This is a genomic window from Demequina rhizosphaerae (assembly GCF_000971255.1).
GTDB lineage: Bacteria > Actinomycetota > Actinomycetes > Actinomycetales > Demequinaceae > Demequina > Demequina rhizosphaerae.
Genome location: NZ_BBMC01000013.1, coordinates 1 through 21,799, shown reverse-complemented (window position 1 = coordinate 21,799; position 21,799 = coordinate 1). Strand labels below are relative to the sequence as shown.

Below are 21,799 nucleotides of genomic sequence, written 5' to 3'. Positions count from 1 at the left end.
ATGCCCATCACGTCCGTCACCAAGGACCCCGAGGCCCTCACCATGACGGTGACCGCCGACTTCGCGGTCCCCGTCCAGCGCCTCTGGGACGCCTTCGCCGATCCCCGCGAGCTCGAGCGCTTCTGGGGCCCGCCCACGTACCCGGCCACCTTCACCCGGCACGACATGGTCGTCGGCGGCCGGTCGCAGTACCTGATGCGTGGGCCCGACGGCGACTCGCCCGCCGGGTTCTGGGAGTTCCTCACGGTCGACGCGCCTCGATCCTTCGAGGTGATCGACGGCTTCGCCCAGCCCGACGGCTCCGCGAACCCGGACATGCCGCGCATGCGCATGACCTTCGAGTTCAGCGAGACGCCCGAGGGGTCGCGCCTCGTCAACACCACCTGGTTCGGCTCCGCGGAGGAGCTCGAGCAGCTCATCGGCATGGGCATGGAGGAGGGCATGCGCGAGGCCATGGGTCAGATGGACGCCGTGCTCGCGGACCTTGAGGCCTTCGCGGCAGGCCGCGGCGCCGTCTCCCAGATCCTGTCCGACACCCAGGTGCGCGTGTCCCGCGTCATCCGCGGCACCGTCGAGCAGGTATGGCGGGCCCACCACGAGCCGGAGCTGCTCAAGCGCTGGATGCTCGGGCCCGACGGGTGGACGATGCCGGTCGCGACCGCCGCCGAGAAGGTGGGCGACGCGTACCGCTTCGAGTGGGCGCCCGTCCCCGGCGGCCCCGCGGACGGCGCGCCGCCGTTCGGCTTCGAGGGCGAGCTGCTCGAGTCCAACCCCCCGCATCGCGAGGTCACCTCGGAGCGCATGATCGGCATGGAGGGGCCCGGCACCACCAACGAGCTCACGCTCACGCCGCGCGAGGACGGCACCACGCTGCTCACGGTGGTCATCACCTACCCCAGCGCCGAGGTCCGCGACATGGTCCTCGCGACCGGCATGACCGACGGCATGGAGGCCAGCTACGCGCGCCTCGAGTCGGAGCTCGTCGGCGTCTAGCGCCTCGCGACCACCACCGTCGCGCCGAGCGGTTCGTCGCGCTCGACCGTCGCCTCGAGGCCCTCGTCGCCCGCCGCCTCCGCGGTGAGCGCGACGAGGGCCTCGCTCGTCTCGACGACGGCCCAGCCGCCGGGCCGGAGCAGCCGGGACGATGCGGCGAGCACCCCGCGCTGGAGCGCGGTGCCGTCCGCGCCCCCGTCGAGCGCGCGGGCCGGCTCGTGGTCGCGCGCCTCGCGCGGCATCAGCGGGATCTCCGCCGTCGGCACGTAGGGCGGGCACGACGCCACGACGTCCACCGTGCCCGCGAGGTCGCCCAGCGCCTCGTCCAGGTCCGAGAGCAGGGACGATGCGCCCAACGGGCCGAGCAGTGCGGCCGCGAGGGCGACCGCGGCCGGGTCCACGTCCGCGGCGACGATGCGCAGGTCGGGTCGCGCGTGCGCGATCGCCGCGGCGATCGCGCCGGTCCCGCCGCACAGGTCCACCACGAGGCCGTCCCGCGGCGCGAGCGCGGCCGCGAGCCGCGCGACCAGCGCGGTGCGCCGGCGTGGCACGAAGACCCCCGGCGCGACCGGGATCCTCAGCCCCGCGAAGGCGGCCCAGCCGAGCACATGCTCGAGCGGCTCGCCGCCGATCCGACGCGCGAGCAGGCGCTCCGCCTCGACCGGGTCGCCGCCCGCCGCCTCCGCGATCAGCCCGGCCTCGTCCTCCGCGAAGACGCAGCCGGCCGCGCGCAGCCGCGCCACCGCATCGTGCTCCGTCACGCTGGCACGCTACCGCTCGGGTGGCGCTCCGGGCGGGAGCGTGGACACTGGAAGGCATGGACCCGGACCAGATCGACCCCGCCGGCGAGGGGCGCGTCCTCTCGCCCGACGACGGGGACTACCTGCGCTTCGAGCGCACCCTCGAGCAGTCGCCCGCCGAGGTGTGGGCGGCGCTCACCGACCCCGACCGCACCGCGGCCTGGGCCTTCCGCACCGAGTTCGAGCCGCGCGAGGGCGGCGCGGTGACGATGTCCGACGGCGGAAGCGGCGAGGTGCTCGCGTGGGAGGAGCCGCACTCGCTCGAGTACGCGTGGGACGGGTACGGCGGCCGGTGGCAGGTCCGCATCGCGATCGCCGAGCACGGCGACGGCGCGTACCTCACGTTCGACCACGTGGGCCCCGACCCCAACAGTCCCGACATCGCCGCCGGCTGGCACTGGCACCTCGACCGGCTCGAGGTGCACCTCGCCGGGGGCACGCCGGAGGCCGTCGACTCGGACGCCCACTTCGAGGAGTTGCAGCGCCTGTACGCGCACGCGGAGGGCTGAGGGGCCTCGGCTCTCAGTCGAGCCGCGCGCGGGCGAAGGCCCGCACGGATGCCCACGTCGCGACGGCCGCGAAGGCGACCGCGAGCACGAGCGACGCCGGGCCGATCGCCGCGGCCTCCTCGGGCCCGCCCGCGCCGGCCCACATCGCCGGCGCGATGTACGGCACCCACGCGCCCGCGCCGACCATCGCGAGGATCTGGCTCGCCGCGGTGACGCCGACGATCGCTCCGGCGGCGCCGAGGTAGCCCTTCGAGACGACGGCGACCCACGCGAACGGCAGCGCGAGCGCCGCCATCATGAGTCCCGCGAGCCACACGCGCGCGAGCTGCGCCGCCACCGCGCCGGTGAGCGAGGCGGAGTCGACGACGGCGAGCGTCGCCGCCGTCAGCGCCACCGCGAGAGTGAGGCACGCGGCGGCCCACGCGGCGACCACGAGCAGCTTCGCGCGCGCGATCTGCGCGCGGCCGACGGGGAGCGCGAACAGCGAGCCGACCGTCCGGTCCGCCCATTCGCGGCCCACGAGCCATGCGACCGCGAATCCGACGCCGATGAGCGCGACCACCGACACCACCTGGCCCGCGAGCCCCGCGACGATCTCCCCGAACGGGCCGTCGCGGTACGGGGCGAGCTTCGCGGCGGACGGGCCGGCGGCGTCCGCCGACCGGGCCAGCGCCACCATCCCCACCGACATCAGCGGCGGGAAGGCGACGAGCAGCACGGTCGCGAGCCGCGCGGTCAGCGAGCGCGAGAACGTGGCGACCTGGAGGGCGAGCGCGGTGCTCATGCGTGTGCCTCCTGACGGGCTAGGACGTCGTCGCGGTGGCCGGCGTCCCACGCCCGCACCATCTCGAAGAAGCGGTGCTCGAGGTCGGCCTGGCCGGGCTCGAGGGCGCCGACGACGCGGCCCGCATGCACGACGGTGATGCGGTGCGCGATGCGGGAGACCTCGTCGAGGTGATGGCTGGAGACGAGCACGCCCGCGCCGCGGTCCGCCGCCGCGACGATGACGTCGCGCAGCAGCAGCACCCCGGCCGGGTCGAGCGCGTTCGTGGGCTCGTCGAGGATGAGCAGGTCCGGCTCGTGCGCCGCCGCGCACGCGAGCCCCAGCCGCTGACGGTTGCCGAGCGACAGCCCGCGCGCGCGGCGCCCCGCCCACGGCTCGAGCTCGAGACGGGCGATCCAGGACGATGCGGCGCGGGTGGCCGCGTCGCGCGCGAGCCCGTGCAGGCGGGCCGCGTGGACGATGTTGTCGCGCACCGTGAGCTCGGGGTAGCCGAAGGGCTGGTCGATGACGAAGCCCAGGCGGGACAGCGTGGACGGGCCCGCGGCCGCGACCGGCGTGCCGAGCAGTCGCGCCTCGCCGGAGTCGAGCCGGGTGTGGCCCACGAGGGCCTTCATCGCGGTCGTCTTGCCCGCGCCGTTGAGGCCGATGATCGCGTGGATCTCGCCCGGCTCGACCGCGAGGCTCAGGCCGTCGAGGGCGCGGAGGCCGCCGTAGGCCCGCACCGCGCCGCGGAGCTCGAGCGCGGTCACGGCGTCGCTCCCGCGAACGCGGGGACCGGGGCGTCGGCCAGGGCCGGCACCACGGTGGTGACCGCCTCCGCGACGAGGGCGCCGATGGTCCGGCTCGTGCCCTCGAGCGCCCACGCGAACAGCACCGTGGTGACCGCGGCGAGGCACGCTGCGGCCGCGACGCGCATGCCCTGCTCCCCGCCGGGCAGGGACGCGGCCTCGACGATCGCCCGCTCGGTCGCCGCGGTGTTGGCGGCCATGCCCGCCTGGAGCTCGGGCTCGCGCGCGGCGATCGCGATGCCGCGGCGGGCGGACGCCGTGGGCTCCTGGTCGAGCAGCGGTACGAGCGACAGCAGCCCGCGCGCGACGCGCTCGATCGCGGGGAGGCCGGCCGGCTGGGCGGCGACCGCGGCGGCGATCACGGGATCGAACGGGTCGTCGAGCAGCACCCGCTCCTTGGTGGGGAAGTGGCGGAAGAACGTCATGTGGCTGACGCCGGCGGCGGCCGCGATCTCCTCGACCGTGACCGCGCGGTAGCCGCGCTGCTCGAACAGGTCGAGCGCGGCGGACTGCAGGCGGGCCCGGGTGGCCTCGGCGCGTGTGGTCATGACTCAAGTGTTAGTCACTAACATCTGTTCCGCAACCGGTGCGGGCGATAGCGTGCCCGGATGAGCGACTACCAGGTGCTGGAGATGGGCGGGCTCGACGAGTGGCGGGCCCACCACGGCGGCTTCCAGCCGCACACGCTGCGCGACGGCCGCCGCGTGGTCGACCACGAGCTGGCGATGCAGTACATCGGGCTGACCGCGAACGCGTTCGTGCCCGGCGAGGAGGCCGGCTACTGGCACACGCACCGCGAGATCGAGGAGCTCTACGTCTTCCTCGCGGGCCGCGGCCAGATGGCGCTCGACGACGAGGTCGTCGACGTCGGTCCCGGCACCGTGGTGCGGGTCGGGCAGGGGGTCTGGCGGACCTGGCGGTGCGTCCCCGACAGCGCCGAGCCGATGCGCTGGTTCTGCATCCGCGCGGGCGGCGGCGAGCTCCCGCGCCTGCCCGACGACGCGACGCGCGACGAGGGCCGCCCCTCGCCGTGGTGACGAGGGGCGGCCGCGGCGCGTGAGGGTCAGGCGGGCTGCAGCGCTCCCTGCGGGGCCTCGGCTGCCGGCGTCGCACCCAGCTCCGTGCGGCGCGACGGCAGCAGCGTCGCGACCCCGACGGTGACCGCGAGGATCGCCGCGCCCCACAGCACCGCGGTCTGCGCGGCGTCGGTGTAGCCGGTCGGGGTGAGCTCGCCGCCCGCGCCGGTGAACACCGCCGTGAGGACCGCGATGCCGAGCGCGACGCCGATCTCGCGGACGGTGGCGTTCGTGCCCGAGGCCTTGGCGTGGTCCTCGTCGCGCATGTGGGCGAGCACCGCGGTGGCGAGGGGCGCGAACACGAGCCCCATCCCGACGCCGCACGCCACGAAGCCGGGCACGAGCTCGCCGTACGCGACGGCCGGGTCCAGCATGAGGCCGATCCAGGCGAGCCCGACCGACTGCAGCGCGACGCCCGTGGTGACGAGCGCGCGGGTGCCGATGCGCGGCGCGACGATGCCGGTGAGCGGGGCCACGAACAGCGGGGCCATGGTCCACGGCATGGTCATCGCGCCGGCCTCGAGCGGCGACCTCCCCTGCACGACCTGCAGGAACTGGATGAGGATGAACACCGCGCCGAAGATCCCGATCGAGAACATGAGTCCCACGGCGTTCGCGACGGAGAAGGACCGGTCGCGGAAGAGTCCGAGGGGCAGCAGGGGGTCGCGCGCGCGGCGCTCCCAGGCGACGAAGGCCGCCAGCAGGACGGCGCCTCCCACGAGCCCGGCGAGCACCTGGGGCGAGGTCCATCCCGCATCGTTCCCGCGCACGATCCCGAAGACCAGGCCGAACACGGCGGCCATGCCCAGCCCCAGGCCGACGAGGTCGAGGCGGACCGCGTCGCCGCGGGACTCGGCGAGGAACGCGCGGATGAGCACGATCGCGATCACGCCCACGGGCACGTTGAGCCAGAAGATCGCGTGCCAGGTCAGCCCCTCGACGACCGCGCCGCCGACGAGCGGGCCCACGGCGACGCCCAGGCCGGCGACGCCTCCCCAGATGCCGATGGCGAGGGGGCGCATCCTGGCGGACACGTTGGTCGACAGGATCGCGAGCGACAGCGGCATGAGCGCGGCGCCCCCGACGCCCTGGAGCACGCGGGCGGCGATGAGGGCCTCCGCGGTCGGCGCGAGCGCGCACAGGATCGACGCGACCGTGAACAGCGCGACGCCGCCGGAGAAGACGCGGCGGCGGCCGAAGCGGTCTCCCAACGCGACCGCCATGAGGATCATGCTCGCGAAGGCGAGCGAGTAGCCGTTGATGAACCACTGGAGCTGCTCGAGCGTCGCGTCGAGATCGGTGGCGAGCACGGGCAGCGCGTTGGTGACGACGAGGTTGTCGAGGCTCGCCATGAAGGCGGGGATCGACGCCGCGAGGACCACGAGGCCCACGGGCGTCCGGCGTGACGTGGTTGACATGTTCCCTCCCAAGGGTGGCGGTTCCGCCTGATGAGTAATCAATTGATTACTACTGTTCGACACGCTAGTAATCGCTTGATAACCTGTCAACATGAGCACCGCAGAAGGACGCCTGACCAGCGACGACAGGCGCGAGCAGATCCTCGCGGCCGCGACGGTCGTGTTCGGCGACCGGGGCTACGCGGGAGGCACCACCGACGCGATCGCGAAGCAGGCGGGGATCTCGCAGGCCTACGTCGTGCGGATGTTCGGGTCGAAGGAGAACCTCTTCCTCGAGGTGTCCCGCCGCGCCACCGGGCGGCTCCGCGACGCGTTCCGCGGCATCATCGCCGGCTTCACGGGCGAGGAGGGCAACCTCGAGCGCCAGGTGCTGCTCGGTCGCGCGTACGGCGAGCTGGTCGCGGACCGCGGGACGCTGCTCACCCTGCTGCACCTCTTCGGGCTCGGACAGGACCCCGTCTTCGGGCCCGAGGCGCGCGAGAGCTTCCTCGACGTGTACCGGATCGTCCGCGACGAGGCCGGGTTCTCCGCGGAGGAGGCCACCCAGTTCTTCGCGCGAGGCATGCTCAACACGATCCTGCTCGCGCTGCGCATGCCCGACGTCAAGGACGACCCGCGGGCCTTCGAGCTGCTCAGCTCCTCGATGGGCGAGCAGTGCGAGACGATCCTCGCGAGCTTCGAGGCGCAGGCCTCAGTCGCCGGCTGACTCCTCCGCCGCCGCGAGCGGCAGCGTGATGCGGACCGTGGTGCCGTCGCCCTCGACCGAGTCGACCTCGAGCGCGCCGCCGTGCACCGCCACGATCGCGGCCGTGATCGCGAGGCCGAGGCCGGACCCGCCGGTCGCGCGGGTGCGCGACTGGTCGCCGCGCACGAACCGCTCGGTCGCGCGCTCGGCCACGTCGGGGGCCATGCCGGGGCCGTCGTCCACGACCTCGACCCGGGCCGCCGCATCGTCGCGCCGCACGCGCACGGTCACGTTGTCGCCGCCGTGCACCGCCGCGTTGGTGACGACGTTGATGATCGCCTGCCGCAGGCGGTCGGGGTCGCCCTCGATGGTGACGGGCTCGGGCGCGTCCAGCGTGAAGGTCACGCCCTCGCGGGCGGCCGTCGCGTCGCGCACGACCTCTCCGCACACGTGCGCGAGGTCGAGGCGGATGGGCGACAGCTGCGGCTCGGCGTCGTAGCGCGCGAGCTCGAGCATGTCCTCGACGAGCCGGCGCATGCGTCCGGCCTCCGCCTCGGTGCGCGTCCACGCGTCCGCCACGTCCTCGTCGCGCGCCAGGGCGCCGCGGCGGTACAGCTCGGCGTACCCGAGGACCGTGGTGAGCGGGGTGCGCAGCTCGTGCGAGGCGTCGGCGACGAACTCGCGGAGGCGCGCCTCCGAGCGCTGGCGCTCGTCGAGCGCGTCCGTGAGCGTGTCGACCATGGTGTTGAGCGACGAGGCGAGCTCGCCGGACTCGCTGCCGTGGCCCGCGCCCTCGAGGCGGACGTCGAGGTCGCCGGTGGCGATCTGCTTGGAGGCGTCGACCATGCGGCGCATGGGGTTCACGCCGAGGGAGATGACGAACCAGGCGACGGCGACGAGGCCGCCGAGGATGGCGAGGAGGCCGAGTCCCTCGATGAGGACGAGGCGGCGGGTGGTGTCCTCGACGTCGTCCATCGGCAGCGCCGTGATGTCGGTGCCGAAGCTCGTGGCCCGCGCGAGCACGCGGTACTTCCCGTCGCCGTCCGAGGCGGGCACGGTCATGTGCACGGCGCCGCTCGTGGGCATCGTCGCGTCGTCGAAGACCGGCGACGTGTTGTCGGCGTCGACGGTGTTCGGCGTGTAGAAGACGTAGCAGTTGCCGGCGAGGTCGACGAAGCCGCGGAACACGTCCGACGGCCGGTCGCCGTCGGTGTCCGCCGCATCGGAGCCGCCGGATCCGCACTCGAGGGCGAGCCGCGGCTCGCCCCGCGAGCCGATGGTCTCGGAGGACGATGCGAGGCGGTCGTCGAGCTGCCCGACCAGGAACGTGTGGGTCACCACGGTGACGATGAACGCGATGCCGAGGGCGATCGCCGCGATCGCGCCGAGGCCGATCAGGACACGGGAGCGAAGCGTCAGCCCGGCGCGGGCCGTCACGACACCCTCAGCGTGTAGCCCACCCCACGCACCGTGTGGATGAGCTTCGGCTCGTGCGAGTCGACCTTGCGGCGCACGTAGCCGATGTACGTCTCGACGACGCCCGGGTCGTCGTCGCGCGAGTAGCCCCACACGCCCTCGAGCAGCTGGCCGCGCGACAGCACGCGGCCGGTGTTCTGCATGAGGTGGCGCAGCAGGTTGTACTCGGTCGGGGAGAGCTGGATCTCCTCGCCGCCGCGGGTGACGCGGTGGGCGACGTCGTCGAGCTCGAGGTCCGCGACGCGGTAGATGTCGGAGGCGCTGGGCGCGTGCTCGACACGGCGCGACACGGCCTCGACCCGCGCGACCAGCTCGTCGAGGTTGAACGGCTTCTGGAGGTAGTCGTCGCCGCCGATGGTGAGGCCCTCGACCTTGTCCTTCGCGCTGTCGCGCGCGGTGAGGAAGATGATCGGCGTGCGGTCGCCGGACTCGCGCAGGCGGCGCGTCACCGCGAAGCCGTCGAGCCCGGGCATCATCACGTCGAGCACGATGAGGTCGGGGCGCAGCTCGCGCACGGCCTTGAGGCCGGCCTGGCCGTCGCTCGCGTCCATGACCTCGTAGCCCTCGTAGCGGAGGGCGGCACAGAGCATCATGCGGAGGTTGTCCTCGTCGTCGACCACGAGGATGCGTCGTTCAGCCATGGCCCCAGTATCGCCGCACATCCTCACGGTTTGCTGGGAGGACCCTGGGCGTGGGCCCGGACCTGCGCCCCCAGCAACCCCCGTGCCTGCTCTCAGTGTTCTCCCAGGTCAGGCAGGTTAACTCGAGGTGAACATCGGCCAAGGACGCCGATCCGACGCCCCAGAACCGAGAGGTCACCATGCCCTACTACGCCTTCATCGCCGCGGACCTTGTCGCCGTCGCGCTCCTCGTCTTCGGCCTGTACTTCCCGCGCCACCGGCGCCGTGACCTCATCGTCGCGTTCCTGTCGATCAACGTGGGCGTCATGGGCGTCACGTACGCGATGACCAACGCGGACATCTCGCTCGGCTTCGGCATGGGCATCTTCGCGGTGCTGTCGATCATCCGCCTGCGTTCCACCGAGATGGACCACGCCGAGATCGCGTACTACTTCACCGCGATCGCGCTCGGTCTCCTCGGCGGCTTCCCGGCGCTGTCGCCGACGCTGAGCTTCACGCTCATGGCCGTGCTCCTCGGCGTGATCTTCGCGGGCGACCACCCGCGCCTGTTCTCGCGCAGCCGCCAGCAGCAGATGGTGCTCGACCAGGCCTTCACCACCGAGGAGGAGGCCCGCAACCACCTGTCGCTTCTGCTCGGTGCGCGCATCGACCGCATCAACATCCGCAAGGTCGACCTCCTCAACGAGTCCACCGTGGTCGACGTCCGCTACACGGTCGACGCCGACGCCCCCGCCCCCGCCCCGCTCGATGACCGCATCGCCGCACGCCCCTCCACCACCGAGGTGCCGCGATGACCGCCTGGGAGGAGCGCCTGGCGGCGCTGCCGGCCGTGAGCCTGGCCGAGCTCGAGAGCGAGGCCGCGCTGCTCACCCGCGTCGACCGCAAGTACATCGTCTCGCCGGCCGTGTGGGCCGACGTCATGGGCGCCGTGGACGGCCTGCGGGCCCTCGAGATCGACGGCGAGCGGGCCTTCGGCTACGCGTCGGTCTACTACGACACCCCGGAGCTCGAGTCCTACCGTGATGCGGCACGGCGCCGCCCGTCCCGCTACAAGGTGCGCACCCGCGAGTACCTCGACACCGGCGGCCGCGCGATCGAGGTGAAGCTGCGGTCCCCCAAGGGGGAGACCGTCAAGCACCGCGAGTGGATCGCCGAGGACGTCGCCCGCGGCGGCGAGCTCGACGGCGAGGCACGCGAGTTCGTCGCGTCCTTCCCCGAGGTCGGGCTCGCGGTGGACCGGCTCAGCCCGGTCCTCACCACCCGCTACCAGCGCTCCACCCTGGTCGCCGACGGCGCCCGCGTGACGATCGACCGCGATGTCGTGGGCATCGGCACCGACGGCGAGCGGATCGGCTTCGGCGGCGCGCTCATCGTCGAGACCAAGTCCTCGCTGCGGGCCGGCGACGTCGACCGGGCCCTCTGGGCGCGCGGCGTGCGCCCCACGCGCGTCTCCAAGTACTGCACCACGCTCGCCGCGCTGCGGCCCGGGCTCCCGGCCAACCGCTGGTCCCGCACGCTGCGCCGGCACCTGACCCACGCTGCCGCGCTCGCGGCCTGAACCGAGAGGCGTTCCCCATGCGCAAGCCCACCACCGTCTTCGCCGGCATCCTCGCCGGCTCCCTGCTCCTCGCCGGCTGCTCGACCGACGCGGCGACCTCGACCGAGGACACCGCCACCGGCACCACCGGCACCACGCAGAGCGAGGACTCGACCACCAGCACCTCCTCGACAGCCGCGGCGAGCGGCGAGTTCACCGAGGTCACCTACGCGGACCTCGACGTCAAGGACGAGGACCTGAACGTCGACGAGTCCTCCGCCGTGGACATCGCGCTCGCGGACGGCGCCACCGCCGCGGGCGACGGCTACACGGTCGACGGCGACACCGTCACCATCACGGACGGCGGCGTCTACCGCCTCAGCGGCACCCTGTCCGCCGGCCAGGTCGTGGTCGCGACGGACGACAAGGACGTCACCCTCATCCTCGACGGCGTCGACATCACCGCGGAGGGCACCGGCGCGCTCGACATCGAGGACGCCGACGAGGTGATCATCCTGCTCGCCGACGGGTCCACCAACAGCCTGTCCGACGCCGCCGACGCGACCGCGAGCACCGACGAGGACTACGACGGCCCCAACGCCGCGCTGTTCTCCCGCGCCGACATGTGGATCACCGGCGACGGCTCGCTCACCGTCAACGGCGTCGCCAACGACGGGATCACCTCCAAGGACGGCCTCGTCATCGACTCCGGCACCATCAACGTGACCGCGACCGACGACGGCATCCGCGGCAAGGACTACCTTGTGGTCCTCGACGGCGACATCACGGTCGACGCGGGCGGCGATGGGCTCAAGGCCGACAACGAGAACATGGCGAACGACGACGGCGTGCCCGTGGGCGTCGCGTGGATCTCCGGCGGCACGCTCGACATCACCGCCGGCGTGGACGGCATCGACGCGTACTACCAGGCCATGGTCGAGGGCGGCGACATCACGATCGCGGCGGACGACGACGGCATCACCACCAAGGGCGTGCTGCGCATCGCCGACGGCACCGTCGACATCACCCAGTCCTACGAGGGGCTCGAGGGCCGCCTCATCCGTCTCACGGGCGGCGACGGCACCATCGTGGCCTCCGACGACGGCTTCAACGTGAGCTCCGGCTCGGGCTCGACCGCGGGCGACGGCAGCGCCGACGTCGGCGGCGGCATGGGCGGCGGTCGCGACCGCCAGTCCGGCGGCCCGGGCGCGGCGCCGAGCAGCTCGTCGACCGACGACACCGCCTCGACGACCGGCACGACGGCGACCACCGCCGCGTACACGACCACCGCATCGTCCACCGACGGCGCCATCGACGTGACCACCATCGCGGGCGGCGGCGGCATGGGCGGCGGCATGGAGCAGGCGGAGGAGGGCCTCGAGCTCGAGATCTCCGGCGGCACCTGGTACATCGACGCGGACGGCGACGGCCTCGACTCGAACGGCGACGCCGTGATGACCGGCGGCACGGTCGTGGTCGAGGGGCCGACCAACAGCGGCAACGGGGCGGTCGACGTCTCCGGCGAGTTCACCATCTCGGGCGGCACGCTGCTCGCGTCCGGCTCGTCGGGCATGTTCGAGGCGCCCACCGCGGACGGCCAGGGCGTGCTGAGCATCGGCTTCCAGTCGCAGCTCGCCGAGGGCACGGTGCTCACGGTGACCGATGCGGACGGCGACTTCGTCGCATCGTTCACCACCTCCAAGGTGGCGCAGGCGATCGTGCTGTCGACCACCGACGTGGTCTCCGGCGAGACCTACACCGTGATCGCCGACGCGACCGTGACGGGCGACGACTTCGGCGGCCTCGTCACCGACGGGCAGGTGAGCGGCGGCGACGAGCTCGGCACCCTGACGGCCGACTGACCCGGGCGGCCCGCAGCCGCCGCCCACCCCACCCGACAGTGCGCACGGAATCCGTTGCGACACGCCGCGGAACCCTCCCCTTCCAGGGGTTCCGCCCGGTGCGTCGCCGCGAGATCCGTGCGCACTGTCGCGTCCGCGGGGGTGCGGGCGGGTTCCCCGAGACCTCTCGCTCCGCTCCCAGGCTTCTCCCAGCAACCGACGGTTGTATGGATGTCATGAGCCCAAGCCCCCAGGGCTCTGAGCCGAGAGGCGCCCATGGTCGCCGGCTCCGCTGTCCACCCCGTGTCGACAGCCCTCGACACCTCCCCGAGGGCCCGACTGGACCGCGGCCGGTGAGCTCCGGGTCTGATGACCGGTCCGCCGGTCCGGAGCGAGGCCGTGGACGCCTCTCGGCTCCCCCCCCCGGGGCGACGGCTGCCAACGCCGCCCCGACCATCACGCGAGGCCCTGGTGACTGCCAACACCGGGGCCTCGCGGTCGTCTACAGCCCGGTGACCAGCAGGCTCGCGAACGCCTCTGCCGCCGGAGCGGCGTCCCGCGGCAGCGCCAGGAAGATGTCGCGGTACGTGTCGGGTCGCGTGGGGATCGCGACGATGCCCGGGATCGCCGGGCTCGCGTCGAGGGCCATGCGCGTGAGCAGGGCCACGCCGAGGCCCTCCGCGATGAGCCGCTGCGCGGCGATGTAGTCCTCCGTGACGAACGCGATGTTGGGCACGAAGCCCGCCTCCTCCGCGTGCGTGACGAGGTGCGTGCGGCAGCGGATGCAGCCGGAGATCCACCGCTCGTCGGCAAGCGCTCCCATGTCGATGACGGCGCGGGACGCGAGCGGGTGCGTCTCCGGCAGGATCGCGAGGTACTCGTCGCGGCCCAGCGGGGTGGTGGGGAGGTCCTCCGGCGGCGGGGTCGCCGAGTCCGAGAACCCGATCACCAGGTCCGCCGCGCCGCCGCGCAGGAGGTCCAGCGCGGGGTCCGTCTCCGTCTCCTCGAGCCCGATCTCGACCCCGGGGTAGGTGCTCGCGAACTGTGCGAGGGGGCGCGGCAGCACGGTCGCGCAGAAGGACGTGAACGCCGCGATGCGGAGGTGGCCCACCTGGAGGTCGGAGTGGCGGTGCAGGCATCGTTCCGCGTCCTCGAGGCTCGCGGCGATCGCGTCGGCATGCTGGAGCAGTGCCTGTCCGGTGGGCGTGAGGCGCGTGACGCGCCCCGCGCGCACGGTGAGCGGGACGCCCGCGCGCCGCTCGAGCGCGCGGAGGTGATGCGCGACCGTCGGCTCGCTCAGCTGGAGCGCGCGTGCGGCCGCGGCCTTCGAGCCGTGACGGGAGACCTCGCGGAGGATGAGCAGGCGCTCGACATCGATCATGGGACCATCATCTCATCGAGGTCTAGATGTTGATAATGCAGTCTTGTGTGGGTGTTGCGGCGTGGCGACCATAGATCCATGCTCCCGATCGCCGCCTCCTTCCGCCGGGTGCCGGGCTACCTCGACACCCCGTCGTACGGCCTGCCCGCCCGCGCCACCGCCACCGCGCTGCGGCGCGCCGCGCGTGCGTGGGAGCAGGGCACGCTCGACCCGGTGGCGCTCGACGGCTCCGTCGAGCGGATGCGTGCGGCCTTCGCCGCGCTCGTCGGCTCCCGCGCGGAGCACGTCGCGCTCGCGGCGACCACCTCGCAGGTGGTCGGGATGGTCGCGGCCTCGCTGCCGGACGGCGCCCGCGTGCTCGTCGCCGAGGGCGACTTCGCCTCCGTCCCCTTGCCGTTCGTGCACGACCCGCGGCTCACCGTCGACGTCGTGCCGCTCGACCGCATCGTCGCGGAGACCGCGCGCGGCGTCGACCTCGTCGCCGTGAGCGCGGTCCAGTCCGCCGATGGGGCCGTGGTCGACCTCGCCGCGCTCGCGACGGCCGCGCGCGTCGGCGGCGCCCGCACGCTCGTCGACGTGAGCCACGCCGCCGGCTGGATGCCGCTCGCCGCACGCGACTTCGACGTGGTGGTGGCGAGCGCCTACAAGTGGCTCGGCACGCCCCGCGGGATCGCGCTCGCCGCGGTCCGCCCCGAGGCGTCGTGGGTGCGGCCCGTGAGCGCGAGCTGGTACGGCTCGGACGCGCCGTGGCAGTCGCTGTACGGCCACGACGTCGAGCTCAGCGCCACCGCGCGCCGCCTCGACATCTCGCCGCCGTGGCAGATCGTCGAGGCCGGCGCCGCCGCCCTCGAGCTGCTCGCGTCGCAGGGCGTCGAGGAGATCGGCCGCCACAGCGTGGGACTCGCCAACGAGTTCCGCGCGCGTGTGGGGCTGCCCGCCGGGGAGTCGCCGATCGTCGCCGTCGAGGGCGTCGACCCCGCGGCCCTCGCCCGTGCCGGCATCAAGGCCGCGGCCCGCGGCGGGCGCGCCCGCCTGGGCTTCTACGTCTACAACGACGAGCGCGACGTCGAGGCCGCCGCCTCCGCGATCCGGGTGGCGCAGCCGGCCTGACCCGCGCCCTCAGCTGTGGCGCTCGACGGACCAACGACGCTCCGTCGGGCGTTGCTGAACTCGGCCGCGGCGCGTCGCGCGCGGCGCATGGATGCCCGCGGCGCGTCAGCCGGCGAGCTGCGCGCCCAGCTCCTTGGAGCGGGCCACCGCCGCGTTCGCGCCGGCGGAGATGACGCCCTGGAGGCCCGCGTTCGACATCGCCTCGAGCGCGGCGAGGGTGACGCCTCCGGGCGAGCTCACGCGGCGGCGCAGCTCCTGCGGGGTGTCGCCGGACTCGGCGAGCAGCTGCGCGGCGCCCGTGAAGGTCTGCTGCGCGAGCAGCGAGGACATCTCGCGGTCGAGGCCGTGCATGACGCCGGCCTCGGTGATGGCCTCGACCACCGCGAAGAAGTACGCCGGGGCGGAGCCCGCGACCACCGTGACCGCCTCGATGAGGTCCTCGGGCACGCGCACCACGAGGCCCGTCGCCCGCAGGATCTTCTCGGCGAGCAGGAGGTGCTCCTCGGTCGCGTGCGTGCCCGGCGACACCGAGGTCGCGCCGCGGCCCACCACGGAGGGGGTGTTGGGCATGACCCGGATGACGGGGGTGTGCGCGGGCAGGCGCTCCTCGTAGAACGATGCGGGGAGGGCGGCGGCGACCGTGAGGACCACGACGCCGGGCTCGAGCGAGCCGACGAGGCCCTCGAGCACCTCGGCCATCTGCTGCGGCTTGACCGCGAGGATCACCACGGCGGCGCCCTTGACGGCCTCGGCGGCGTCCGCGGTGCCGACCACGTCGTGGGCGGCGACGAGGGCCTCGCGCCGCTCGTCGCCGCGGTTCGCGACGGTGATCGACGCGCCGGGCCAGCCGGCCACGCGCATCGCGGAGACGAGGGTGCTGCCGATCACCCCGCCGCCGATGACGGCGACGGTGGGCAGGCCGGACTCGGACGTGGAGACGTGGGTGCTCATGCGCCCAACCTATCGCGCGGGACCCGACCGCTCGCGGGGAGCGGCGTCCCGCGCGAGGGGCGCGACGGGCGGGTCAGGCGAGGTCCAGATCCCCGTCGATGTAGCGCTGGAGCGTGGGGGCGAACAGCGGCACGAGCGCGTCGACCGGGGCGTGCGCGACCGTGGGGAGGCGGATCACGTAGCGCGCCATCGCCAGCCCGACGAGCTGCGAGCCGCAGGCCTCCGCCCGGAGCCGCGCATCGTCCTCCCGCACCACCCGGGCGAGGATGTCGCGCATCAGGACGTCGGCGAGCGCGTGGCCCAGCTCGCCCGCCGCGGCGACCGACGCGAGGACCGCCCGCAGGCGCTGGGCCATCTCCGGCTCGTCCCAGACGCCGAGGAAGAAGCGCAGCAGCGCCTCGCCGAGGCGGTCGCGAGGGGTCGCGGCGAGCGCGATGACGCGCGGGTCGTCCGCCTGCACCGGCCTGATCGCGTCGACGAACAGCTCGCGCTTCGACGGGAAGTAGTGGCGCACGAGCGCCGGATCGACGTCCGCGCGGCGCGCGATCTCGCGGACCGAGGCGGCGCCGTAGCCCTTGTCGCCGAAGACCTCGGCCGCCGCGGCGAGGATGTCGCCGCGCGTGTCCGCATCGCCGCCGCGAGGCCCGCGGCTGCGTGGCCTGCCGGCCGCGGTCATAGGCCCAGCGTCTCCACGAAGGCCTCGACCTCGCCCGCGGGGCCCGTGGCCTCGAAGTAGGCGCTGCCGTGGGTCCACATCACCGTGGTCTGCCCGTCCGCCTCGGCGACGGCGCGCTCGCCGACGACCTCGCCGGCCACGGTCGCGTCGACCAGCTCGGCCTTCTTGCCCGCCGCACGCGTGAGCGCCTTGGCGGCGTCCTCCTCCGTGTACAGCTGGCGCGCCTCGAGGGTGATCTCCGTGGCGCCGTCGCCGTACGTGAGGACCTGCACCTCGGCGACACGGTCGGGCAGCGCGCGGTCCTTCGCGGGATCCGGCGTGCGGACCTCGACGAGCGACCACAGCCCCGACGTCGTGGGCATCGCGGCGAGGAACGGCGTCGGGTCCTCGACGACGATCGGGTCGAGCGCGCTCGTCACCGGCGGCACCAGCACCTTCTGACCCGGGATCTCGACGGTGTCCGCCTGCAGCAGGTACCAGGAGGCGCCGGCCAGCAGGCCGCCGAGGATCAGCAGCCCGACGAGCACGAGCGGCCACGCACGGTCGCGGCGCTGCCTCGCCGGTGGCGACGAGGCGACGGGCGGCTCCGCCCCGTCCTCGCCGCGCGGCGACGCGCTGGGGGTCTCGGGCGCCGCGGCGCCCGCGTCGACGGCCGGGAACGAGGCCGCCATCATGCGGGGTCGGTACAGCGGCGGGTCGTGCGGGCCGTCGGACGATGCGGTGGGGCCGGGGTGCGTGAGGGCGAGCCAGGCGGGGGCGTCGGCCGCGGGTGCGGGTGCCGGTGCGGGCCTCCGCGGGGCGGTCGAGACGGCGGTGCCGGCCTCCTCGGGCGGGTTCACCGGCGCGAAGGTGGGGACGAATGCGGGCTCGTCGTGGTCGAGGTCGACGTCCGTGGCGCGGTGCGGCAGCGTCACGCGCGGGACGCCTCCCAGCGGGGTGGGCGCGCCGGCGGCGTGCATCGCGGCGTTGGCGGCGGCGGCCGCCCCGAGCAGCTCGTACGAGCTGCGGCGCGGAGCCGCGGCAACGACCGCCTCGGCCTCGGCCGCCGTGTCGAGCGGCGAGCGGGGGTCGGGCAGGACCTCGTGCGCGGGAGGCCCGGGGACGGGGGAGGCGACGTCGTCGTGACCGAGGTCGACGTCGACGGGGACGGGGGAGGGCGCCTCCGCGGTGGGCCGCGGCGCGACCGGCTTGGAGGGCGCGACCCCGACGATCGTGCCCGGCTCGCGGCCGTGCGCGGGCGTGCCCCTGCCCGGCTGTTGACGCGTCATGGCCCACAGCCTAGGGGCGCGGTCCGACAGCATCGTGCGTCCGCGCGCGTGTCCCGCCGCATCGTCCCGCTGTCGGAGGGCGCTTGTAGCGTGGGCGCATGGCCACCACCACCCGCAGGACATCCCCCGGCTACCGCTGCACCGAGTGCGGCTGGACCGCCGTGAAGTGGGTGGGACGATGCGGCGAGTGCCAGGCGTGGGGCACCGTGATCGAGGCGGGCGCCTCGCCCGCCGGGCCCGCCACCAAGGCGACCGCGGTGACCGCCCCGGCGACGCCCATCCCCGAGGTGTCCGCGGCCGCGGCGGCCCGGTCCGCGACGGGCGTCGCGGAGTTCGACCGGGTGCTCGGCGGCGGGCTCGTGCCGGGCGCGGTGATCCTGCTCGCGGGCGAGCCGGGCGTCGGCAAGTCGACGCTGCTGCTCGACGTGGCCGCGCGCACCGCGCGCACGGGCGGCCGCGTCCTCTACGTCACGGGCGAGGAGAGCGCGGGGCAGGTGCGCCTGCGTGCGGAGCGCATCGGCGCGCTCGAGCAGGACGTGCTGCTGGCCGCGGAGACGGACCTCGGCGCGGTGCTCGCGCACCTCGCGGACGCGGATCCCGCGCTCGTGATGATCGACTCGATCCAGACCATCGCCTCGTCCGAGGTCGAGGGCACGCCGGGCGGGGTCGGGCAGGTGCGCGAGGTGTCGTCCGCGCTCATCCAGGCCGCCAAGACGCGGGGTGTCCCCATGGTGCTCGTGGGGCACGTGACCAAGGAGGGCTCGGTCGCGGGGCCACGCATCGTCGAGCACCTCGTCGACGTCGTCTGCCACTTCGAGGGCGACCAGCACAGCCCGCTGCGGCTGCTGAGGGCGCTCAAGAACCGCTTCGGCTCGGTGGACGAGGTCGGCTGCTTCCAGCTCGTCGACGCCGGCATCGAGTCGGTGTCCGACCCGTCGGGGCTGTTCCTGTCGCGCGAGTCGGAGGCGGTGCCGGGCACCTGCCCGACCATCACCATCGACGGCAAGCGGCCGCTGCCGGCGGAGATCCAGGCGCTCGTCGCGCCGAGCGCGCTGTCCAACCCGCGCCGCGCCACCTCCGGCGTGGACGGCCCGCGCGTCGCGATGCTGCTCGCGGTGCTGCACCGCAGGGTCGGGCTCGCCGTCGCCGCGGACGACGTCTACGTGTCCACCGTCGGAGGCGCGCGGGTCACCGAGCCCGCCGCGGACGTCGCGCTCGCCCTCGCGCTCGCCTCGGCGCGTGCGGACCGGCCGCTGCGCCAGGGCTGGGCGGCCGTGGGTGAGGTGGCGCTGTCCGGCGCCGTGAGGCCCGTGTCCGCGGTGGCGCAGCGCGTGGCCGAGGCCGCGCGCCTGGGGTTCACCGACGTGATCGTGCCCGCATCCGCGGGGCCGGGCAAGGTGCCCGCGGGCGTGCGCGTGCACCCCGTCGGGTCCGTGGGGCAGGCGGTCGCGCTCGCGCTGCCGCCACGCGAGTGAACGGGACCTGCGGGTCCGGGGCTACTGGAGGTGGAACTGCACGCGGTCGGCCTTGACGCCGGCCACGGTCACCTCGGCCCAGTACCAGCCCTCGCCGACGGCATCGCCGGTGGTGGCGCAGCCCTCGGCGCTGCGGATGCGGGGCCAGGCGACCTGCACATCCTTGGAGTCGCCGGAGTCGAGCAGCCACTCCTTGCCGATGAGCGCCTCCTCGGCCGGGCAGTCGTTCGAGTGCCAGATGCGCTCGTCTCCCGACGTGATGACGAGCTTGGTGTTCTTCGCGGTCGTGTCGAGCAGGCACGGCACGTCGCCCACCTGCTCGATCGTGACGTCGAACTTCGGCTGCTTGCCGGACGGCACGTTGGCGGGATTGGGCGCGACGGACACGGAGATGGCGTCCTTCGCGCAGGCCACGACGTCGGCCGAGGTGGGCTCGTCCGACGGTGACACCGACGTGGTCGGCGACGTGCTGGCCGCGGGCGTCGAGGACGCGGCGGGCGTGGAGGGCTCGGCGCCGTCCGACGAGACGGCGCTCACGATGAGCCATCCCAGCGCGACGATCACGGCGAGCGCGACCAGCAGGACGATGCGGCGGCGCCAGTACACCTCCGCCGGCTGGTCCCCCACGGGTGCGCGAAGACCCTTCATCGTTCCTCCCAACGGTCGCCATCCACGGTAGGTGTCGGATCGGCTGGAATGATGAAGGCATGCCGTCCGCACCGCAGAACGCGCCCGCGCGCCTCGACACCGGCGCCGACGACCGTTCCGTCGCGATGGTCGACGCGGTGCGGGAGTGGTTCCGCGACGCGGGCCGCGACCTCCCGTGGCGCGGACGCTCGACACCGTGGGGCGTCCTCGTGAGCGAGGTCATGCTGCAGCAGACGCCGGTGGTGCGGGTCGAGCCCGTGTGGCACGCGTGGATGGAGCGCTGGCCGACCCCCGCCGACCTCGCCGCGGCCACCCAGGCCGACGCGATCCGCGCGTGGGGCCGGCTCGGCTACCCGCGCCGCGCGAAGCGGCTGTGGGAGTGCGCGGTGGCGATCGTCGAGCGTCACGACGGCTCGGTCCCGTCGGACCTCGAGCAGCTGCGCGCGCTGCCGGGCGTGGGCGACTACACGGCGGCGGCGGTCGTCTCGTTCGCCTTCCACGGCCGCGCGCTCGTGCTCGATACCAACGTGCGCCGCGTGATCGGCCGCGCGTGGCGCGGCGAGCCGCTGCCGGCCGCGCACCAGACGGTCGGGGAGCGGGCGCACGCGCTGTCGCTCGTGCCCGCCGACGACGCGGGTGCCGCCGAGTGGGCCGTCGCGTCGATGGAGCTGGGCGCCCTGGTCTGCACCGCACGCGTCGCGCGCTGCGACGCGTGCCCGCTCGCCTCCTCCTGCGCGTGGTTCCAGGCGGGGTGCCCGGGGCTCGAGGACGCGCCGCGCCGCACCCAGCCGTGGCACGGCACCGACCGCCAGGTCCGGGGACGGATCATGGCGCTCCTGCGCGCCGCATCGTCCCCCCTCAACATCAGCGGGCACGCGGCCCTTGCGGACGTCGAGCCCGGACAGCTGGACCGGTGCCTCGACGGGCTGCTCGCGGATGGGCTGGCGACGCGCGACGAGGCGACGGGGCGCTGCTCGCTCTAGCTGTAGTGCCCAGGCAGGTTGTTCAACCTCGTGATGGGCGGGACCTTGCCGATGGCGGAGTGTTGCCGGTGGTGGTTGTAGAAGTGCAGCCAGGCCGGTAGTGCGGCTCGGCGGGCTTTTTCGGAGTTGTAGTGCTTCGAGTATGCCCAGCCGTCGGCCAGGGTGCGGTGGAAGCGTTCGATCTTGCCGTTGGTCTGCGGTCGGTACGGCCGCGTTCGCCGGTGCTTGACGCCCAGGTCCCGGCACGCGTCGCGCCAGGCATGGGACTTGTACGCGGGCCCGTTGTCGGACAGCACGGCTTCGACGTGCACGCCGGCGGCGGCGAACCATGCGACCGCACGGACGAGGACGCCGATGGCGGTGGCCGCGGTCTCGTCGTCGTGGATCTCGGCGTATGCGACGCGGGAGTGGTCGTCGATGACGGTGTGGACGTACGCATGCCGCATCAGGGGGTCGCGGTACTTGGACTTGGCCTTGCCGGGTGTCGCGGCGCGGTTGCGGTCTCCTTGCTGGCGTCCGACGTAGCGCCAGCCCCCGCCATCAGGGACGTTGCCGAGCTTCTTCACGTCGACGTGGATCAACGAGCCCGGATGGTCGTGTTCGTAGCGGCGGATTACCTCACCCGTGCGGACGTCGACGTGGGACAGCCGGTTCAGTCGGCACCGCTTGAGTACGGCATACACGGTCGATGCGGGCACGCCGGTGAGGGAGGCGATCTCGACCGGCCCACGCCTGGTCTTGATGCGCTTGTGCACGATC

At 73.9% G+C, this 21,799-nt stretch carries 23 protein-coding genes; 10 read left to right on the top strand and 13 right to left on the bottom strand.

From position 1 onward, the window contains the following. Positions 1-993 carry an SRPBCC family protein gene (locus AOM07_RS14000; RefSeq protein ID WP_062314893.1) on the top strand — a complete coding sequence of 331 codons (993 nt, stop codon included), beginning with the start codon at positions 1-3 and terminating at the stop codon, positions 991-993. Here AOM07_RS14000 and AOM07_RS13995 read toward each other — a convergent pair. Next, complete coding sequence (locus AOM07_RS13995; protein ID WP_062314891.1) at positions 990-1,754, bottom strand: putative protein N(5)-glutamine methyltransferase; 765 nt, start codon at positions 1,752-1,754, stop codon at positions 990-992. The two genes, AOM07_RS14000 and AOM07_RS13995, sit on opposite strands and share 4 nt — an antisense overlap. Before the next feature lie 56 nt (positions 1,755-1,810). On the opposite strand from AOM07_RS13995, the gene AOM07_RS13990 reads away from it, so the two are divergent. Continuing rightward, entirely contained in the window at positions 1,811-2,302 is a 492-nt protein-coding gene (locus tag AOM07_RS13990; protein WP_062314889.1) for an SRPBCC family protein, read from the top strand. A gap of 13 nt (positions 2,303-2,315) precedes the next feature. Here the strand turns inward: AOM07_RS13990 and AOM07_RS13985 are convergent, their stop codons facing one another. From AOM07_RS13985 to AOM07_RS13975, 3 genes are read right to left on the bottom strand one after another with little or no spacing between them, the layout of a single operon-like run. Beyond that, positions 2,316-3,086 carry an ABC transporter permease gene (locus AOM07_RS13985; protein WP_062314887.1) on the bottom strand — a complete coding sequence of 257 codons (771 nt, stop codon included), beginning with the start codon at positions 3,084-3,086 and terminating at the stop codon, positions 2,316-2,318. After that, positions 3,083-3,835: an ABC transporter ATP-binding protein gene (locus tag AOM07_RS13980; RefSeq protein WP_062314884.1), complete on the bottom strand. Its 753-nt coding sequence runs from the start codon at positions 3,833-3,835 to the stop codon at positions 3,083-3,085. The genes AOM07_RS13985 and AOM07_RS13980 overlap by 4 nt, the downstream gene beginning before the upstream one ends. Further along, entirely contained in the window at positions 3,832-4,422 is a 591-nt protein-coding gene (locus tag AOM07_RS13975) for a TetR/AcrR family transcriptional regulator (protein WP_062314882.1), read from the bottom strand. Before AOM07_RS13975 ends, AOM07_RS13980 begins: the two co-directional genes overlap by 4 nt. A 60-nt stretch (positions 4,423-4,482) precedes the next feature. Between AOM07_RS13975 and AOM07_RS13970 the strand changes: the two genes are divergently transcribed. After that, positions 4,483-4,911, top strand: coding sequence for a cupin domain-containing protein (locus AOM07_RS13970; RefSeq protein ID WP_062314879.1), 429 nt, complete (start codon positions 4,483-4,485; stop codon positions 4,909-4,911). Positions 4,912-4,937: 26 nt separating this feature from the next. Here the strand turns inward: AOM07_RS13970 and AOM07_RS13965 are convergent, their stop codons facing one another. Further along, positions 4,938-6,368, bottom strand: a complete 1,431-nt coding sequence (locus AOM07_RS13965) for a DHA2 family efflux MFS transporter permease subunit (protein ID WP_082227354.1) — start codon at positions 6,366-6,368, stop codon at positions 4,938-4,940. Positions 6,369-6,459: 91 nt separating this feature from the next. On the opposite strand from AOM07_RS13965, the gene AOM07_RS13960 reads away from it, so the two are divergent. Next, the gene (locus tag AOM07_RS13960) at positions 6,460-7,074 is read left to right on the top strand and encodes a TetR/AcrR family transcriptional regulator (protein WP_062314875.1); all 615 of its coding nucleotides are present in this window, start codon (positions 6,460-6,462) and stop codon (positions 7,072-7,074) included. On the opposite strand, the gene AOM07_RS13955 is transcribed toward AOM07_RS13960, so the two are convergent. Next, positions 7,060-8,490 (bottom strand): sensor histidine kinase, encoded by a 1,431-nt coding sequence (locus AOM07_RS13955; protein ID WP_062314873.1) that lies wholly within the window; start codon positions 8,488-8,490, stop codon positions 7,060-7,062. The two genes, AOM07_RS13960 and AOM07_RS13955, sit on opposite strands and share 15 nt — an antisense overlap. After that, positions 8,487-9,170: a response regulator transcription factor gene (locus AOM07_RS13950; protein ID WP_062314871.1), complete on the bottom strand. Its 684-nt coding sequence runs from the start codon at positions 9,168-9,170 to the stop codon at positions 8,487-8,489. The genes AOM07_RS13955 and AOM07_RS13950 overlap by 4 nt, the downstream gene beginning before the upstream one ends. 179 nt (positions 9,171-9,349) lie before the next feature. Between AOM07_RS13950 and AOM07_RS13945 the strand changes: the two genes are divergently transcribed. Genes AOM07_RS13945 through AOM07_RS13935 form a run of 3 tightly spaced genes read left to right on the top strand, consistent with a single transcriptional unit; the run spans position 9,350 to position 12,569 of the window. After that, the gene (locus AOM07_RS13945) at positions 9,350-9,964 is read left to right on the top strand and encodes a DUF4956 domain-containing protein (RefSeq protein ID WP_062314869.1); all 615 of its coding nucleotides are present in this window, start codon (positions 9,350-9,352) and stop codon (positions 9,962-9,964) included. Continuing rightward, on the top strand, positions 9,961-10,728 hold the full coding sequence (locus tag AOM07_RS13940; RefSeq protein WP_062314866.1) for a polyphosphate polymerase domain-containing protein: 768 nt from the start codon (positions 9,961-9,963) through the stop codon (positions 10,726-10,728). Before AOM07_RS13945 ends, AOM07_RS13940 begins: the two co-directional genes overlap by 4 nt. Before the next feature lie 17 nt (positions 10,729-10,745). Beyond that, positions 10,746-12,569, top strand: coding sequence for a carbohydrate-binding domain-containing protein (locus AOM07_RS13935; protein WP_062314864.1), 1,824 nt, complete (start codon positions 10,746-10,748; stop codon positions 12,567-12,569). 481 nt (positions 12,570-13,050) lie between these two features. Here AOM07_RS13935 and AOM07_RS13930 read toward each other — a convergent pair whose 3' ends face one another. Beyond that, positions 13,051-13,929 carry a LysR family transcriptional regulator gene (locus AOM07_RS13930; RefSeq protein WP_062314862.1) on the bottom strand — a complete coding sequence of 293 codons (879 nt, stop codon included), beginning with the start codon at positions 13,927-13,929 and terminating at the stop codon, positions 13,051-13,053. Positions 13,930-14,007: 78 nt separating this feature from the next. Between AOM07_RS13930 and AOM07_RS13925 the strand changes: the two genes are divergently transcribed. Further along, entirely contained in the window at positions 14,008-15,039 is a 1,032-nt protein-coding gene (locus AOM07_RS13925; RefSeq protein ID WP_062314859.1) for an aminotransferase class V-fold PLP-dependent enzyme, read from the top strand. Positions 15,040-15,144: 105 nt separating this feature from the next. Here AOM07_RS13925 and proC read toward each other — a convergent pair whose 3' ends face one another. The 3 genes from proC to AOM07_RS13910 form a co-directional block, all read right to left on the bottom strand. After that, complete coding sequence (proC, locus tag AOM07_RS13920) at positions 15,145-15,990, bottom strand: pyrroline-5-carboxylate reductase (RefSeq protein ID WP_062314856.1); 846 nt, start codon at positions 15,988-15,990, stop codon at positions 15,145-15,147. Positions 15,991-16,063: 73 nt separating this feature from the next. Then, positions 16,064-16,666, bottom strand: a complete 603-nt coding sequence (locus tag AOM07_RS13915; RefSeq protein WP_062314853.1) for a TetR/AcrR family transcriptional regulator — start codon at positions 16,664-16,666, stop codon at positions 16,064-16,066. Beyond that, entirely contained in the window at positions 16,663-17,934 is a 1,272-nt protein-coding gene (locus AOM07_RS13910) for a hypothetical protein (protein WP_062314851.1), read from the bottom strand. The genes AOM07_RS13915 and AOM07_RS13910 overlap by 4 nt, the downstream gene beginning before the upstream one ends. 98 nt (positions 17,935-18,032) lie before the next feature. Here AOM07_RS13910 and radA point away from each other — a divergent pair, with 98 nt between their 5' ends. Next, positions 18,033-19,409 carry a DNA repair protein RadA gene (gene radA, locus AOM07_RS13905; protein ID WP_062314849.1) on the top strand — a complete coding sequence of 459 codons (1,377 nt, stop codon included), beginning with the start codon at positions 18,033-18,035 and terminating at the stop codon, positions 19,407-19,409. 21 nt (positions 19,410-19,430) lie between these two features. Here the strand turns inward: radA and AOM07_RS13900 are convergent, their stop codons facing one another. Further along, positions 19,431-20,057: a hypothetical protein gene (locus tag AOM07_RS13900; RefSeq protein WP_156171955.1), complete on the bottom strand. Its 627-nt coding sequence runs from the start codon at positions 20,055-20,057 to the stop codon at positions 19,431-19,433. 59 nt (positions 20,058-20,116) lie between these two features. Between AOM07_RS13900 and AOM07_RS13895 the strand changes: the two genes are divergently transcribed. Further along, positions 20,117-21,040 (top strand): HhH-GPD family protein, encoded by a 924-nt coding sequence (locus AOM07_RS13895; protein ID WP_439644928.1) that lies wholly within the window; start codon positions 20,117-20,119, stop codon positions 21,038-21,040. Here AOM07_RS13895 and AOM07_RS13890 read toward each other — a convergent pair. Continuing rightward, on the bottom strand, positions 21,037-21,799 hold a 763-nt coding region (locus tag AOM07_RS13890), incomplete at its 5' end, for an IS481 family transposase (RefSeq protein WP_062314846.1). The genes AOM07_RS13895 and AOM07_RS13890 overlap by 4 nt on opposite strands.